The sequence below is a fragment of the Kitasatospora sp. NPDC085464 genome, assembly GCF_044541955.1.
Taxonomy (GTDB): Bacteria; Actinomycetota; Actinomycetes; order Streptomycetales; family Streptomycetaceae; genus Kitasatospora.
This window is the reverse complement of sequence record NZ_JBITTM010000011.1, coordinates 138,388-154,620: the sequence shown is the minus strand read 5'-3', so window position 1 is coordinate 154,620 and position 16,233 is coordinate 138,388. Positions and strand designations below refer to the sequence as shown.

Sequence of the window (16,233 nt, the reverse complement as noted above, 5' to 3'; positions counted from 1 at the left end):
TCAGGCCTCCAGTGCCGAACGGAGGTCCCACAGGGTGCGCCAGGTGGCGGCGCCCTGCTCGGCGCGGCGCCGCACCGGCCCGTCCCAGTAACCGAGCAGGCGGGCCGCGTCGGCCGGGTCGTCCTTGCGGACCACGCCGAGGAGTTGGCCGGGGAGGCGGCCGAGGAGGTCGCCGCCGTCGGGCAGGTACGCGGCGGTGACGCCGAGCGCGGTGGCGACGGAGACGGCCTCGGCGGTGCTCATCACGGTGGACGGGCGCTCGACGTCCCAGCCCTCGGTGGAGCGGCCGCTGCGCAGGTCACGGAAGGCGGTGACCAGGGCTTCCAGGACGGCGTCGTCCACCGCGTAGGCGGCGCCGGCCCGGGTGACGGCGACGGTGGACTGGCGGCGGACCAGCTCGACCTCGGCGGTGAGGCTGCCGATCGGGCCGACCGTCTCGAAGTTGAACCGCCGCTTGAGGGCCGCGGACATCTCGCTGACGCCCTTGTCCCGCAGGTTCGCGGTGGCGATCAGGGTGAACCCGGCGGCGGCGTGCAGCTGCCCGTCCGGGCTGCCCGCCAGCTCGGGGACGGCGACGCGCCGCTCGGAGAGCAGGGAGACCAGGGCGTCCTGCACCTCGGGCAGGCAGCGCGTCACCTCCTCGACCCGGGCGACCGCGCCGGTGGTCATCGCGGTGAGCACCGGGGACGGGACGAGGGCGTCGCGGCTGGGGCCCTTGGCGAGCAGCAGGGCGTAGTTCCAGCCGTACTTGAGCTGGTCCTCGGTGGTGCCGGCGGTGCCCTGGACGGTGAGCGCGCTGGTGCCGCAGACGGCGGCGGCGAGCAGTTCGGAGAGCATCGACTTGGCGGTGCCGGGCTCGCCGACGAGCAGCAGGCCGCGCTCCCCGGCGAGGGTGACGACGCAGCGTTCGACCAGGGCGCGCTCGCCGACGAACTTGGGCTCGACGGCCAGGCTCCTGCGCCCGGCCTTGAGCTTCTCGCCGTCGCTGCCCATCACGAAGGTGACGACGGCGCGCGGGGTGAGCCGCCAGCCGGGCGGGCGCGGGCCGCTGTCGTGCGCGGCGAGGAACTCCAGTTCGGCGGCGTACTTCTCCTCGGGCGGGACGATCTGCCGCTCCGCGGGGGTGGGGACGGTGGTCGTGCTCATCGACGGGCCTTCCTGCGCTTGCTGGTCTGGAGCTCTTCGTAACCGGGGGCGTCGCCGTCGAGGGTGCACTGCCAGGCCCGGGCGAACAGTTCGGGGACGGGCAGCGGCACCAGTACGGGCCGGTGGGTGGGCAGTTCGTACAGGGCGGCCTTCCAGGTCTCGGCCGGCAGGGCCGGGGACTTGGCCTCCTGCCAGCCGCCGGGCAGGAAGAGGCTGCGGCCGGCCCGGGAGCGCTTGGCCTCCAGCACCAGGGCGGTGGCGGCGAGTTCGGCGCGGGCCCGCTTCAGCCGGGCGGGCTTCCAGCCCGTCCAGCGGGCGACGTTGCGGTCGGTGGGGTCGGGCAGGGCGAGCAGTTGGAGGTAGAGCGCGGCGGCGTCCTCGCCGAGGCCGTGGGTGCGGGACACCTCGGTGACCAGCTCGGGGGCGGACAGCTGCGGGTTCTGCAGCCAGGCCGGGCCGTCGCCGCCGCTGTCGCCGCCGCTGCTGTCGCCGTCGGCCGTCGCGGCGGCCGAGGCGGCCAGTCGCTCCGGCTCGCCGCGCAGGACGGAGGAGATGGCGGCCCGCTCGCTGCTGAACCAGTAGCTGACGGCGAGCCCGTCGAGCAGGTCGAGCAGCGGGTCGTCCGGGCCGGTGAGGGCGGCCGGTCGCAGCCAGACCCGCTCGTACGCCTCGTGGTTCGGGGTGAGGACCAGCGCCGGGCCGCAGCGGACCACGCCGTCCGGGTCGGCGCCGCCCTCGGCGGGCAGGCCGAAGTGGGTGCGCAGCACGGGGGCCAGCGGGGTGTTCTTGGTGGTGCCGAGGAGGTCGAAGTCGAGCAGCAGCTCCGGGTCGGCCAGGCGCTCGCGCAGCGCGGTGGCGGCCCGGGGCAGCAGGGCGCGCAGCGGGCTGTCCGCGGGCAGGTGGTAGGCGAGCCAGCGGATGGCGTCGATGGTCTGGTCCAGCGCGCCGGAGTCGGGCAGCGCCGTGACGTCGTCGGCGACCAACCGGGGCGTGCCCTGGGCGTCCTTGTGGATCCGGAAGGCGGTGGTGCGGGTCAGCCACGGGGTGTGGGAGGGGTTGAGCACCGCCTCGACGGTGTCGATGGACACGCCCTGGACGGTGGCGTGGGCCTCCTCGGGGAGGGTGACGAGCCGTCCGAAGCGGCGGATCCAGGCCTCGGCGCCGGCCGCGAGGTCGGGGCCGTCGGTCCACAGCGTCTTCGGGTCGGCGGGCAGCAGGGCGCTCCAGACGTCGGCGACGCCGCCGTGGTCGTGTCCTCGCAGCCAGCGCTGGGCGGCCCGGACCGCGGCGGGCTTGGCGCCGTACTCCTCGGGCAGCTCGGCGTTGCCCCAGTGCAGGAGGCCGGACGGCGGGCTGAGCAGCAGGGTGGCGCGGGTGGTGCCGATGCCGGTGAGTTCGGAGAAGGCGGCGGCGCGGGCCGCATCCCACGGGACGCTGCCGTGCAGGGCGGCGACCTGCCGGAACTCGGCGATCCAGGCGGCGGAGACCCGCTCCTCGGTGCCGCGCTCCTCGACGGTGGTGAAGTGCGCGACGGGGCCGAACTCCCCGCTCGGGTCGTGGTCGACGGCGAGCCAGTGCATCGTGCCGTCGTTGAACTGGCGCCGGTGGCCGAGGATGACGACGGTGCGCTCGCCGTGGCGCAGCACCTCGCCCTGGCGGTGGGTGACCGGCCGGTCGGCGGCGGCGCTGTCCGCCGGCTCGCCGAGGACGATCTCACGCAGGGTGGCGCCGCGGTCGGCGAGCGGCCCCTTGGTGAGCTCCCCGAGCAGCAGGACCAGCGTGGAGCGGTGGTCCGGCTGGGTGAGCGGGGCGGCCACCGCGTGGGCCAGGACGTCGACCCGGCCGAGCAGGTGCAGCCAGCCGTGGTTGGCGTCGCCGCCGTGCAGGGCGACGCTCGCCGGGCTGCTCCACCCCTCGCCGGTCGCGGCGGGCGGGGCGGCGAGGACGGCGCTGACGGTACGCAGGTTGTTGAGCACCCAGCAGCGGTCGGAGGTGCCCCAGCTGTTGCCGAAGCCGCCGATCTCGGGCAGGACGTTGCGGACGGCGTCGCGCAGCTCGTCGTCCCGGCCGTGGTCGGGCCGCCACTGGGCGGCCTCCGCCTTGCTGGGGCGCTCGGCCTCCGGCTGCGGGAGGAAGCGGGCGATGCGGTCCAGCAGGTCGGCGACGGCGCGGGCGAATCCGGCGACGCCGGCGAGCAGCAGCGGGTGGGCGATGCCGGGCAGGGCGGCGCCGACCGCCTCGACGGGCAGGCTGTTGCGGGCCTCGCCGCGCTGGGCGAGCGGGCGCCGGACGCCCTGGACGGTCAGCCAGCGCTGCTCGTCCTCCGGGACGGGCTCGGCGTCGACGGGCCAGGCGAGGTCGATCAGCCGGGCCGCCTGCTCGGTGGTCACGGCGCGCAGCGCGCGGGATCCGTCCTCGTCCCGCGGCTGCAGGGCGTGCCAGTGGTCGTACGGCGGGACGAGGACGGTGCCGGCCGCGGAGAGCTCGCCCGACCGGCAGGGGCGCAGGTCGGCGGTGCGGTCACCGCGGTCGGCGAGGTCGGGCAGGTTGAGGGACAGGTGCTCGCCGCCGGGGCGGCTGACCACCGGGCGGCCCTCGCCGGGCAGGGCGAGCCGGCCGACCGGGACGGTGTCCGGCTGGTGCCGTCCGTCGAGCGGCAGGACGATGCGCTGCCCGTCGGCGGTGAAGGTGGTGACGGCGCGCCCGGGCTCGGTGCGCACCCAGCTGCCGAGCACGGTGCCGTCGGTGCCGAGCGGGGTCCGCTCCAGGCCGGGCTGCAGCGGCAGCAGGCGGGTGCGGCCCTCGACGAGCCGGCCGGCCGCGGCGGTGGCGGCGATCACGGGCGGCTCGGCGGCGCGGCCCAGGGTGCCGGTGACCGGGTCGAGTTCGCGCAGGACCGGGCCGTCGGTGCCGTGGCGCAGCGTCCAGTAGCCGGTGCCGTCGCCGAGGACGGGGTGTTCGTTCGGCATACGGGTGTCGCCGGGGTGCAGCGGGCGCTCGCCGGTGGTGCGGCCGCCGCCGGGCAGCGGCAGGGACGGCTCCTCGGGGAACCGCTCGCCGTAGTGGTAGCCGGCGATGGTGCGGCCTTCGAGCTCGAAGGTGTGGTCCGGGCGGCCGGACCAGTAGGCCGTCTGCTTGCCGTCCTGGTACCAGGCGACCAGGAGTTCGCCGTCGACCAGGCGCAGCCGGGGCCGGTTCCAGTTCTCCGTCAGCTTGGGCAGACGCAGGGTGTGGTCCAGCAGGACGCCCTCGGGGCCGACCACGACGGCGCGGTCCAGGCGGGCGAGGATCAGGTACGGCCAGGCGTCCTCGACGATCAGGCCGGTCAGGCCCTTGGTGCGCAGGCCCGGGGCGGTGGTCGGCGGGGCGTCGGCGGCGGGCGGGTCGGCGAGCTTGGCGAGCGCGTCCTCCAGGGCGGGCCAGCCGAGTTCGTCCAGGATGCCGGCCCCGAGGGCCCGGGCGAGCAGGCCGCTGACGTCGAGTGCGGCGATCTTCTCGGCGACGGCCGGGGCGACCGTGCGGATGGCGGTGCGGTGCTGGCTCAGCGAGCGGACCAGGTCGGCGGCGCCGGCCAGACCGCGGGCGGCGGCGACCTCCTCGGCGCGGGCCTCGGCCCACTCCGCGAACAGCTCGTCGAGCAGCGGCCGGACGGACACCTGGCGCTCGACGGCCGTCTCCCAGGCGGGCGGCGTGGCGCGGCGCAGCAGCGGCCGGAAGCGGGCGTCGGCGGCGACGGCGTCGAGGCCGGCGCTGTCGGGGCCGCACTGGCCGACCCAGTCCCGCAGGTCGAAGCCGAGGCCGGCCGGCGGGTCGGCCACGGGGATGCCCTCGGCGAGCAGGAGCTCCAGCAGGTCGAGTCGGGTGTGGCTGGCGCGGATGCCGGTGAAGAGGTCGACCGGGACGGCGTCGGCGCGCAGCCGCTCGACCATCCGGCCGGCCAGGGCGAGGGTGGCGGGGCAGCTGGGCCGGCTGCGCCAGCCGCGGCCGAGGTGGTCGCACCAGCGCCGGAGCCAGGCGGCGGCGGGCTCGGCGCCCTCGGCGCGGGGGCCGGTGAGCACGCTCTCGGCGCCGGTCTCGGCGAGGACCGCCAGCCAGGCGGTGTCGTGCGGGGCGGGGTCGGAGCCGGAGGCGGCCGGGTCGGGCAGCAGCTCCAGCAGGCGGGTGCGGACCTCGGCGTCGCGGGTGCCCAGCTCGACCAGCGCGCCGTGCCAGGACTTCCAGAACGCGGCGGGCGCCCGGTTGACCGCCGGGGAGTCCAGCAGCTCGGCGAGCAGCGCCTGTTCGTGCTCGACGCGGTCCAGTCCGGCGGCCCGGACCAGTGCGCGGGCGTCCTCGGCGACCCCGGCGTAGGGGGCCATGCCGGCCGCGGAGCGCTCGGTGCACAGCTGGCGGAAGCGCTGCCAGGCGGTCGCCGGGTCGAGCCGCTGGGCGAGCTCCTTGACGTACTGGCGCAGCGACTTGACGGTGAGCGCGCCGGCCAGGGCGAACTCCAGGAAGACGGCGCGCAGCCGCTCCTCGTCCACCGTCAGGCCGTGGGTGCGCTCGGCCTCGCGGGCCTTGCCGAACCAGGCGGCGGCGTAGGTCTGGTTGCCGTGGTCCAGGAAGATCCGGCCGACCTCCTCGCAGAAGGTGGGCAGGAAGTGCGGGACGGCGCGGCCGAGGCGGGTGGCGAGCGCGTCGAAGCCGTCCTTGGCGGCGCCGGGCTTGGAGGCGGCCTGGCGGGCCAGCCGCTCCATCTCCTTGACCAGGGCGAGCGCGTGGTGACCGTTGGCCGGGTCGTGGACCAGCGCCCAGGCGGGGAAGCCGAGCGCCTCCTGGCGGACCTGGCCGACCTCGGCGGGCTCGGCGTCGGGCGCCAGGCCGAGGAAGTCGAGGGCGAGGTCCTCGGCCCCGCCGAGCGCGCCGGGGACCAGTCGGACGATCCGGCGGCCGTCGAGCGCGGGGTGGGTGTAGCTGCGGGCGGTGAGCACGTCGGCGGCGCTGTCGGGGCGGCCGGCGCCGGCCAGGGTGCCGGCCGGCAGCACGGCGCCGGCGTCGAGCAGGGCCTCCGGCGTGGCGGGCGTGGCCGTGGTGGTGGTGGCGTCGGTGTGCGAGCCGGTGGCGGTCATGCGGCGTCCTCCCCTTCGAGCGTGCGGCCGGCGTACAGGGCGGCGGCCATCCGCATGCCCTCGGACCAGGCGACCGGTCCGACCTCGGTGAGCGGCAGGGCCCGGCCGTCGGCGCCCGCCCAGGTGAGTGCTCCGGTCTCGCACTCGTCGTAGTCGTAGTAGTCGCCGACCCACACCCGGGCCTCGACGGTGCGCCCGCCCTCGGTGATCGACTGGACGGCGGAGCCGCCGCGGACCCGGCAGCCGAGCCGGTTGCAGCGGCCGACCAGCTCGCGCAGCTCGCGGTAGCGGCCGCCGGCGTAGGTGGTGACCTCGGTGCCGCCCGGCAGCTCCGCCGGCCGTTGCCAGACCTCGCGGTACAGCTGCTGGACGCGCTGGGAGACGCCGAGCTCGACGGCGAACTCGCGCAGTTCGTCGAGGTCTTCGAGGAGGACCGGGTGGGGTATCAGGACCTCGCCGTCGGTGAGGCGGACGGTGTCGCCGTCCAGGTCGACCAGACCGAGGCCGCGCTCGGCGTCCGCGCCGCGCAGGAAGCCGGCGACCGAGCCGTCCGCGCCGGTGACCACCAGGTCGCGCAGCACGGCCTGCCAGGCCTCGTCCGGCCACACCGCGGTGATCACCGCGGCGGGCACCGGCAGCGAGCGCACCATCCAGCGCTCGACGTCCTCCTGGCAGCTCCGCTCGTGCGCGGACAGCCACTCGGCGAGCTGCCTGAGCTGGGTGACCACCGGGTCGTCACCGAGCTTCGACGGAACGGACTTGAGCTCGCGGCCCGCAGCGTTGCGGCACACCACCCTGCCCTCCCCGTCGAGCGTGACGCGGTACCCTCCCGCGCCCGTCTCCACCCATGCCACGGCCGTACTCCTCCCACCCGGGGAGCACCCGGGAACCACGTCGAGATCGCCTGCTGACCAGCGATGCGAGGAACGTAGCGAGGCCCACTGACAACGCGACGGGCGGGGGCCGGTGGTCGATGGCCGGCGGGGCTCAAACCCCTCGAACGAGTGAACGAACTCGCTCGGATCCCGACTCCGGCACGGCCCGGGACACCGGCACGGCCCGGGACCCAGGCACGGCTCAGGCTGCAGGCACGACTCAGGACGCAGGCACGGCCCAGGACGCAGGCACGGCTCGCGACCCAGGCCGACTCAGGACCCAGGCACGCCGAGCCGCAGGATGCGGTCGTCACCCGGGCGCGGGTCGCCGCGGCCGTCCGTGTTGCCGGTGGCGAGCAGCAGCGTGCCGTCCCGGTCGGTGACGACCGTGCGCAGCCGTCCGTATGCGCCGTCGAGGTAGGACTGCGGGCTGCCTGCCAGGTGGTCACCCGCGATCGGGACGTACCAGAGCCGGGTGCCGCGCAGGGCGGCCATCCACAGGGCGCCGCCGGCGTACGCGAGCCCGCTCGGGGAAGCGTCGGCGGGGTGCCACTGGGCGACGGGGTCGAGGAATCCGGGGCGGTGGCCGGACCCCTCGACGGTGGGCCAGCCGTAGTTGCCGCCGGGCCGGATCAGGTTGAGTTCGTCCCAGGTGTCCTCGCCGAACTCGCTGGCCCAGAGCTGCCCTTCGCCGTCCCAGGCGAGACCCTGCACGTTGCGGTGGCCGTAGGAGTAGACCGGCGACCCGGGAAAGGGGTTGCCCGGGGCGGGGGCGCCGTCGGGGGTGAGCCGGAGGATCTTTCCGCCGAGCGAGCCCTTGTCCTGGGCGAGTTCGGGGTCGCTGCTGTCACCGGTGGTGACGTAGAGCATGCCGTCCGGGCCGAAGGCGATCCGGCCGCCGTTGTGCCGGGGGCCGTGCGGGATTCCGCTCAACACGTCGACCGGTGCTTCGAGTCGGGAGCCGGCGGGCCGCTCCGGGTGGTAGCCGATGCGCACGACGCGGTTGTCCCCGGCGGTGCTGAGGTAGGCGTAGACCAGGTGGTCGTCGGCGAAGGACGGGGAGAGGGCGAGGCCGAGCAGACCGCCCTCCCCGCCGGCCGTGACGCCGGGTACGACACCCTCCTCGCTCGTCGTGCCGCCGGTCGCGGCGACCCGCACGATCCGCGCGGTGTCCCGTTCCGAGACCAGCAGGTCCCCGTCGGGCAACACGGCCACGCCCCAGGGGACGGCCAAGCCCTCCGCGAGGGTGGCCCGCACCACCGGCCCGGCGGACGCCGGGGCGGAAGCGGTGGCGGAGGAGGCGGAGCCGCGGACGGGAGCGGAGGAGCAGGCGGCGGGCAGGAGCAGTGCGCCCAGCAGCAGGACGGCGAGACGACGACAGCGCACCGGGGACCTCTCGGCGGACGGGGTGCCCAGCACACCACATCCGCCCACGCTTGCCCCGCTGCCCCGCCGCCCGGCCCGCCCTCGGACCACCACCCCCACCGCCTGGCCCGCCCTCGGACCACCACTCCCGCCGCCCGGCCCGCCCTCGGACCACCACCCCGCCCCCTGGCCCGCCTTCAGACCGCCGGCGCCCGGGGCACGATGACCGGCGCGCCGTCGCCCGGCGCCGTGAGGACGTGGCTGTCGATGTCGTAGAGCGCCCGCACCAGCGGCGCGTCCACCACCTCGCGCGGCGGTCCGCAGGCCACCACCGCGCCGTCCCGCAGGGCGACCAGCAGGTCCGCGTAGCGGGCCGCCCCCGCGAGGTCGTGCAGCACCATGACCACGGTCCGGCCGCCCGCGGCGACCTGGCGCACGAGTTCCAGCACCTCGACCGCGTGCCCGAGGTCGAGCGCGCTGGTCGGCTCGTCGAGCAGGACGACCGGGGTGTCCTGGGCGAGCACCATGGCGAGCCAGCAGCGCTGGCGCTGGCCGCCCGAGAGGCGGTCGAGGCGGCGCTCGGCGAGGTCCTCGACGCCGGTGGCGCGCAGGGCCTCGGCGGTGAGCCGTTCGTCGTCCGCCGACCACTGGCGGAACAGGCCCTGGTGCGGGTGGCGGCCGTAGCGGACGAGCCCGGCGACGGTGACCGCCTCCGGTGCCTGCGGGCTCTGCGGCAGAAGGGCGATCCGGTGGGCGGCCTGCCGCGGCCGCAGCCGCCAGACGTCCTCGCCGCCGACCAGGACCCGCCCGCCGTCCGGGCGGTGCAGCCGGGCGACGGCCCGCAGCAGGGTGGACTTGCCGCAGCCGTTCGGCCCGACCACCGCCACCACCTTCCCGGTCGGGACGGTGAGGTCGACCCCGCCGAGCACGGGGCGGCCCGGGCCGTAGCCGGCGGTGAGCCCCTCGATCGTCAACTCCACAGCGTCAACTCCCCTGTGTCCCCTCCATGGCGGCTCCCCGGTCCGGTGCGCGCTCAGTTGCCGCCGAGCGCCTTGCCGATGTCCCCGATGACGGCGTCGGCGGCGAGCGGGCCGCCCCGGGTGGACCAGACCGAGCCGTCCACCGTCACGACGTGGTTGTTCTTCACGGCGTTCAGTTCCTGGTAGGCGGGCTTGGACTGGACGTCCTTGAGCGCGGACTTGCCGTCGTCGGTGAGGGTGGACAGGAACAGCCAGTCGCCGTCGATCTCGGAGAGCTTCTCCAGGCTGAGCGCCGGGCTGTGCGCGTTGCCGTCCTTGTCCTGCGCGGCCGGGCGGGTGAGGCCCATGTCGAGCGCGACGCCGCTCGCGAACTGCTTCTTCTCCATCCAGCTCGGGCCGGTGGGGTTCCAGCGGACGATGGAGACGGCGGCGCCCTTGTTCCGGGTGAGTTCCCCGCCGGCCTTGACGGCCTTGGCCTCGTAGTCGCCGATCACCTTGTTGGCCTGGTCGAGCTTGTTGACGGCGTTGCCGATGCCCCGGAAGGCGAGCTTCCAGTCGTCGGTGGGCGCCATGGTGACCAGGGTGGCCGGGGTGATCTCGCGCAGCTGCTTGAGCACCTGCTCGTCCTGCATGTCACCGGCCAGGATGAGGTCGGGCTTGGCGGCGATCACCTTGTCCATCACCGGCTGCAGCAGGTTGCCGACCACCGGCACGCCCTGGACCTTGTCCTTCAGGTACGCGGGCGGCTCGTTGAGGCCCTGGCCGTTGGTGATGCCGGCCGGCTTGACGCCGAGGGCGAGCACCGCGTCCAGGTCCTCCTGGGTGAGCGTGACGATCCGCTTGGGCTCGGCGGGGACCTCGACGGCCTTGCCGGTGGCGTCCTTGACGGTCCGCTTGCCGCCGTTGCCGCCGCCCGCGGCGTCCGCCGCCGGGGAGGAGGCGGCGGCGGAGGAGGAGCCGGAGGTGCCCGAGGAGCCGCAGCCCGTGAGCAGCAGGGCGGCCGCCCCGGTGACGGCCAGCGCCTGGGCCGCGCGGTGGCGGACGGGGCTGAGCGGGCGACGGGCGAACGGCATGGGTGCCTCCGGGCAATAGTGGTACGGGAGTTGAGCGACGTGCGGGCAGCCCGACAGGACGGAGGTGCCCTGCCGGGCGCCCTGCGGGGCGACTCGGCCATTAGGTTAGCCTTACCTTATGACATTGTCGCAAGCGGGCGCCCACGAAGCGTCCCCCGCCGCCGCGCCGGACACGTCGCCGACGGGGGAGCCACACCGCTCCGAACCGCACCGGCCCGAGCCGAACCGGCCCGAGCCGAACCGGTCCGGGCCCCGCCGGTCCGGATCCGACCGACCCGGGTCCGACCGGGCCGAGCCCCGGCGCCCCGCCTGGCCGGTCATCGTCGGGGCGCTGGCGCTCCTGCTCGCGCTGGCCGCACTGTCCCTGTCGATCGGCGCCGGCGAGGTCGGCCCCGGACGGGTGCTGGACTACCTGCTGAACCGCGACGGCGCCCGCGCCGACGGCCGACTCGCCCTGGTCGTCGGCGACCTGCGACTCCCCCGCACCGTCACCGCCCTGCTGGTCGGCGCCGCGCTCGGCGTCGCCGGGGCGCAACTGCAGTCCGTCACCCGCAACCCGCTCGCCGAGACCGGACTGCTCGGCGTCAACGCCGGCGCCTCCCTCGGCGTCGTGCTCGGCATCGCCGTGCTCGGCGTGCAGACCTCCTACGGGTACCTCGCCTTCGCCTTCGGCGGCGCCGTGCTCGCCAGCACCCTGGTGCTGCTGATCGCGGGCAGCCGCGGCGGCGGATCGCCGATGCGGCTGGTCCTGGGCGGCTCGGCGGTCGGCGCGACCTTCGGCGGCCTCACCGGTGTGCTGATCGTCAACTCCCCCGAGGCGTACGACCGTTACCGGGTGTGGGTGCTCGGCTCGCTGTCCGGGGTGGAGGGCTGGACCACCCTGCGCCAGCTCGCCCCCGTCCTCGGCGCCGGCTTCCTGCTCGCCCTGCTCACCACCCGGCCGCTCACCGCGCTGGCCCTCGGCGACGACCTCGCCCGCGGCCTCGGCCACCGGCCCGGCGCCACCCGCGCGGCGGTCGCCGCCGCCGTCACCCTGCTCACCGCCTCGGCCGTCGCCCTGGCCGGGCCGATCTCCTTCCTCGGACTGCTCGCCGGATTCCTCGCCCGGGCCGTCGCCGGGCCCCGGGTCGGCCGACTGACGCTGCTGGCCGGCCTGTTCGGCGCCGCCGTGCTCACCGGCGCCGACGTGCTGGCCCGGGTGGTGGCCCGGCCGTTCGAGGCGCCGGTGTCGGTGATCGTCGCCCTCGTCGGTGCCCCGGCGCTGATCGCCATCGTCCGCTCCCGGCGCGCCGCCGCCCTCGCCATGACCGACCCGGCCGAGGCCGCCGCCCCGCCCGTACGGCACGCCGAACCTCCCGCCCCGAAGCCGGACACGACGCTGCGGTACGGCAGTTGGTCGCTGCTGATCCCCCGCCGGGCCCTGGCCGCCTCGCTCGGCCTCGCCGCGGCGCTGCTCGGCGCCGTCGTGGTCTCCGCGCACGCCGGGCAGAGCGAACTCGACCTCGGCCGCACCTTCCAGGCCGTGTTCGGCTACGGCGACCGCCTCGACGTCCTGCTGGTGCAGAAGTTCCGGGTCGGCCGGATCGTCGCCGGGCTCGCCGCCGGGGCCGCGCTCGGCCTGGCCGGCTGCCTCACCCAGACCCTCGCCCGCAACCGCCTCGCCACCCCCGAACTCCTCGGCGTCAACGACGGCGCCACGGCCGCCGTGCTGGTCTCCGCCACCGCCTCGGGCACCTTCGGTGCCTGGTGGGCCGGGCCGCTCGGCGCGCTCGCCGCCGTCCTGGTCGTCACCCTGGTCTCCGGCGGGCTCGGCGCCCGCGGCTACCGGGTGCTGGTCGTCGGGCTCGCCATGTCCGCGCTCGCCTCCGCGGTGATCCAGGTCGCGCTCGCCCGCCGCTCGCTCAACTCCGCCGGCTCGCTGTACGTCTGGACCTCCGGCAGCCTCAACGGCCGGGACTACGCCATCGCCACGCCCGTCCTGATCGGGCTCGCGGTGCTGGTGCCGCTCGCCCTGGCGGCGGCCCGGCGGCTCGCCGTGCTGCGCTTCGACGACAACGTCGCCTCCGCGCTCGGCGTCGACCCCGGCCGTGTCCGGCTGGCCTGCCTGCTGCTGGCCGTGGCACTGGCCGGGCTGGCGGTCGGCGTCTGCGGACCGGTCGGCTTCGTGGCACTGGCCGCGCCGGTGATCGCCGGACGCCTGGCCGGGCCCGCCCGCGTCCCCGTCCTCGGCTCGGCGCTGACCGGCGCCCTGCTCGTCGTCCTCGCGGACACCCTGGGACGCGTGCTGATCGGCGGGGTCGAGATCCCCGTCGGCATCGTCACCACCGTCCTCGGCGGCCCCTTCCTGCTCTGGGTGCTGCTCGGCCGCAACGGCCGCACCGCGTAAGCCTCTTCGCAAGCCTCTTCAGGAGACCACGACCATGGAAACCCCTCCCCTCGTCGCACCCGACCCGCACGACCCCGCCCACCGCCTGGTCACCTTCACCCACCGGGACGACGAGTGCGACGGCGTCCTCGCGCTGCTGCACACCGTGACCGACAAGGACCGCCACGACGGCGACCTCACGCCGCACTTGATGGCACGCCGGGACGACGGAACGTGGTCGATCACCTACCGGCTGCGCGCCGACCACCGGGCCTCCTACCAGCTCTACCCGTTCCGCGGCGACGCCCCCGGCACGACCCGCTCCGACTGGCTGCGCGTCCTCGACCACGCCCGCCCGGACCCGTACGACACCGAACCCCGGCTGCCCGCCCGCGACGGCCGCCACCCCGCCTCGGTGCTCAGCCTGCCCGACGCGCCGCCGCAGCCGTACGTCCGGCGGCGCCAGGGCGTGCCGCGCGGCCGCACCGTGCCGCACACCGTCGCCGGGCGGCGGGTGGACGTCCACCTGCCGGCGGAGCACGGGGACGGCCCCCACCCGGTCGTCGTGCTGCTGGACGGCGAGATGTGGGGCGAGGTGCTGTCCGTCGGCGACACGCTGGACAACCTGGCCGCCGCCGGCGCGATCCCGCCCGTCGTGGCCCTGCTCGTCCACACCATGGGCCCCGAACGGCCCGCCGACCTCAGCTGCAACCCGGCCTTCGTCGACCTGCTCGCCGACCGCCTCCTCCCCTGGGCCGCAACGGAGTTCGGCGCGACCACCGACCCGGCCGGCACCGTGATCGCGGGCCAGAGCGCGGGCGGGCTCACCGCCGCCTACGCCGCCTACCGCCGGCCGGACCGCTTCGGCAACGCACTCTCCCAGTCCGGCTCCTTCTGGTGGCCGGACGAGACGGAGTTCGACGAGGGCAGCGAGTGGCTGACCCGGCAGTTCGCCACCGGGGAACGCCGCGCGGCCCGCTTCTACGTCGAGGTCGGGCTGCAGGAGTGGATGCTGCTCACCCAGAACCGACACCTGCGGGACGTGCTGCGGGCGCGCGGCTACGACCTCGCCTACCGCGAGTTCAACGGCGGTCACGACTACGCCTGTTGGCGCGGCGGACTCGCGGACGGGCTGGCGCACCTGCTGGGGAACGGCACGCCGCCCGGGACGGCGACGTAGCACGGAGGGGGCCTGGTCGCCCGGCGGCCGGGCCCCTGCGCTCGGGCTCCGGCGTTCGGGGGCCCGAATGCCGGAGCCGCGCAGCGGCGGGTGCCGTCAGTCCCGGTACGGGACGAGCCGGGACAGGTCCAGCTCGAAGGCGAACGGCTCGGGGATGCGGAGGGTCTCGCCGAACTCCCGTTCCGTCCTGGTGTGGTAGCGGTCGCGGTTCGGCTCGGAGAACAGCGTCACGGTCTTCTGCCGCGGGTCCACGATCAGGTAGAGCGGGAAGCCCATCCGCGGGTAGTCGCGGACCTTGCCGGTCCAGTCGTTCTCGGGGTTGGACGGCGAGACGATCTCGACGGCGATCAGCGCCAGTTCGGCGGGGACCTCGCGGCCCAGCTCGATGACGTCCTCGGGCAGGTAGGTGAGGTCGGGGTTCCGGACTGAGCCGACCTCGGGCGAGGAGAGGTCGCTGTTCCCGGTCGGGAAGTAGCCGGACGGGCAGTGCGCCTCGAACTGGCGCTGGACGATCGCGAGGTCGAACTGGTGGATCGGGGACGGCGGTGCCTGGATGACGACGGTGTCGCCGGACAGCTCGGCCTTGAAGCCGTCCGGGAGGGCGCGGCGGGCCTCTTCGAGCAGGTGGTGGCGATCGGGATCCATGCGCTCTCCTCCGGTGCTCCGGCCACCGTACGGCAGCCGGAGCACGCGGAGCGGGATCCGCGCGGCGCTCAGTCCTCCGGGGGCGGGCCCGGGGCCTCGGCCGGGAGGCGAGCGGCGAGGAGGGCTCCGGCGGCGACCAGCAGGGCCGTCAGGAGGAGGGCGAGCCGGTAGGGGGTGGTGCCGGAGTCGGCGGGCAGGGCGCCGATGAGGGCGGCGGCGGCGCCGATGCCGAGGGCACCGCCGAGGGTGCGGAGGATGGTGAACAGGCCCATCGCCCGGCCCATCGCGGGCGGCGGGACGTCGGCGAAGCCGGCGATCTGGACGGTGAGGACGGCGGTGCCGAGGATCAGGCCGACGCCGAACATCAGGGCCCGGACCAGCCACGGGTCCTCCGCGAAGCCGAGTGCGGCGAGCACCGCCGCGGCCGGCAGCAGCCCCGGCAGGGCGAGCCGGCGCGGCCCGAGGCGGGGCAGCAGGCGGTCGACCACCTGGGAGGCGGCCATCAGGCCGATCGCCTCCGGGAAGACGCTGAGCCCGGCGTCGAGGGCGGAGGCGCCGAGGGCCGCCTGGTAGAGCAGCGGCAGGGCGAAGAGCGCGCCCATCAGCCCGGCCGAGGTGAGCAGGGCCAGTGAGCTCGCCGCCCCGAAGGTCCGGTCGGCGAGCAGCCGCAGGTCCACCAGCGGTTCGTCCGTGCGGAGTTGGTGCCGCACGGCAACGCCGAGCAGGACCAGGCCCGTCACCCCGCTGAGGGCGACGCCCGGGGAGGACCAGCCGTGCGCCGGGCCGAAGCCGAGGGCGTAGGTGAGCAGGCCGAGACCGGGGGTGGCGAGCAGGAAACCGGTGGTGTCGAAACGGCCGGTCGGGGGTTCCTCGGCTGCCCGCAGGCCGAACAGGCCGGTCGCGACGGCCGCGGCCCCGATCGGCACGTTGACCAGGAACAGCCAGTGCCAGGAGAGGTGTTCGGTGAGGAAGCCCCCGAGCGGCGGGCCGAGGGCGGGCATCAGCGCGGTCGGGACGATCAGGATCCGGCCGAGGCCCGCCCGTTCGTGCGGGGCGAAGGCCCGGAACAGCAGGGTCATCCCGACCGGGGTGAGCAGACCGCCCGCCACGCCCTGGACCGCCCGTGCGGCGGCCAGCGGGCCGAGCCCGGGGGCGGCGGCGCACAGCGCGGAGGCGAGGGTGAAGGCGGCGAGCGCGCCGAGGAAGACCCGCTTCACGCCGTACCGGTCGCCGAGCCAGCCGGCCACCGGCAGGCCGAGGGCGAGGCCGACCAGGAAGGCGGTCTCGACGGCGTTGGCCGCCGAGACCGGGCGGCCGAAGTCCTCGGCGATGCTGAACAGCGCGGGGTTGACGATGGTCGAGTCCAGGCCGTTCATGCACATCGCGGCCGTGTAGACGACGACCACCGCGGCGCGCCCCCTGAGCAGGGGACGCGCCGGGCCCCGGGCACCGGGTGCCCCGGGAGGGGCCTCGGCGGCGGCGTCGGCGGCGGCCCC

10 protein-coding genes are annotated in these 16,233 nt (G+C 75.9%); 2 read left to right on the top strand and 8 right to left on the bottom strand.

Annotated features, from left to right (window positions below; translation table 11 throughout):
* From ACIGG8_RS12335 to ACIGG8_RS12310, 6 genes are all read right to left on the bottom strand, one after another.
* The gene (locus ACIGG8_RS12335; protein ID WP_396547462.1) at positions 1-1,146 is read right to left on the bottom strand and encodes an AAA family ATPase; all 1,146 of its coding nucleotides are present in this window, start codon (positions 1,144-1,146) and stop codon (positions 1-3) included.
* Positions 1,143-6,254, bottom strand: a complete 5,112-nt coding sequence (locus tag ACIGG8_RS12330) for a hypothetical protein (RefSeq protein ID WP_396547461.1) — start codon at positions 6,252-6,254, stop codon at positions 1,143-1,145. Before ACIGG8_RS12330 ends, ACIGG8_RS12335 begins: the two co-directional genes overlap by 4 nt.
* Positions 6,251-7,108: a DUF4132 domain-containing protein gene (locus tag ACIGG8_RS12325; RefSeq protein WP_396547460.1), complete on the bottom strand. Its 858-nt coding sequence runs from the start codon at positions 7,106-7,108 to the stop codon at positions 6,251-6,253. The genes ACIGG8_RS12330 and ACIGG8_RS12325 overlap by 4 nt, the downstream gene beginning before the upstream one ends.
* 294 nt (positions 7,109-7,402) lie before the next feature.
* Positions 7,403-8,515: a PQQ-dependent sugar dehydrogenase gene (locus ACIGG8_RS12320; RefSeq protein WP_396547459.1), complete on the bottom strand. Its 1,113-nt coding sequence runs from the start codon at positions 8,513-8,515 to the stop codon at positions 7,403-7,405.
* A 176-nt stretch (positions 8,516-8,691) separates the two neighbouring features.
* Positions 8,692-9,474, bottom strand: a complete 783-nt coding sequence (locus tag ACIGG8_RS12315) for an ABC transporter ATP-binding protein (protein WP_396547458.1) — start codon at positions 9,472-9,474, stop codon at positions 8,692-8,694.
* Between the two features lie 53 nt (positions 9,475-9,527).
* On the bottom strand, positions 9,528-10,547 hold the full coding sequence (locus tag ACIGG8_RS12310; protein WP_396547457.1) for an ABC transporter substrate-binding protein: 1,020 nt from the start codon (positions 10,545-10,547) through the stop codon (positions 9,528-9,530).
* A 118-nt stretch (positions 10,548-10,665) separates the two neighbouring features.
* Between ACIGG8_RS12310 and fhuB the strand changes: the two genes are divergently transcribed.
* A complete protein-coding gene (gene fhuB / locus ACIGG8_RS12305) occupies positions 10,666-12,933 on the top strand; it encodes a Fe(3+)-hydroxamate ABC transporter permease FhuB (protein ID WP_396547455.1) in 2,268 nt (755 codons plus the stop codon).
* 34 nt (positions 12,934-12,967) lie between these two features.
* Complete coding sequence (fes, locus tag ACIGG8_RS12300) at positions 12,968-14,092, top strand: enterochelin esterase (protein WP_396547454.1); 1,125 nt, start codon at positions 12,968-12,970, stop codon at positions 14,090-14,092.
* Between the two features lie 96 nt (positions 14,093-14,188).
* On the opposite strand, the gene ACIGG8_RS12295 is transcribed toward fes, so the two are convergent.
* Entirely contained in the window at positions 14,189-14,737 is a 549-nt protein-coding gene (locus ACIGG8_RS12295; protein ID WP_396547453.1) for a Uma2 family endonuclease, read from the bottom strand.
* 68 nt (positions 14,738-14,805) lie between these two features.
* Positions 14,806-16,164, bottom strand: a complete 1,359-nt coding sequence (locus tag ACIGG8_RS12290) for a DHA2 family efflux MFS transporter permease subunit (protein WP_396547521.1) — start codon at positions 16,162-16,164, stop codon at positions 14,806-14,808.
* Positions 16,165-16,233: the final 69 nt, after the last annotated feature.

Coding starts and splice junctions, on each gene's coding strand:
- ACIGG8_RS12335 (WP_396547462.1), bottom strand. CDS start 1,146: ATGAGCACGACCACCGTCCCCACCCCCGCGGAGCGGCAGATCGTCCCG.
- ACIGG8_RS12330 (WP_396547461.1), bottom strand. CDS start 6,254: ATGACCGCCACCGGCTCGCACACCGACGCCACCACCACCACGGCCACG.
- ACIGG8_RS12310 (WP_396547457.1), bottom strand. CDS start 10,547: ATGCCGTTCGCCCGTCGCCCGCTCAGCCCCGTCCGCCACCGCGCGGCC.
- fhuB (WP_396547455.1), top strand. CDS start 10,666: ATGACATTGTCGCAAGCGGGCGCCCACGAAGCGTCCCCCGCCGCCGCG.
- fes (WP_396547454.1), top strand. CDS start 12,968: ATGGAAACCCCTCCCCTCGTCGCACCCGACCCGCACGACCCCGCCCAC.
- ACIGG8_RS12295 (WP_396547453.1), bottom strand. CDS start 14,737: ATGGATCCCGATCGCCACCACCTGCTCGAAGAGGCCCGCCGCGCCCTC.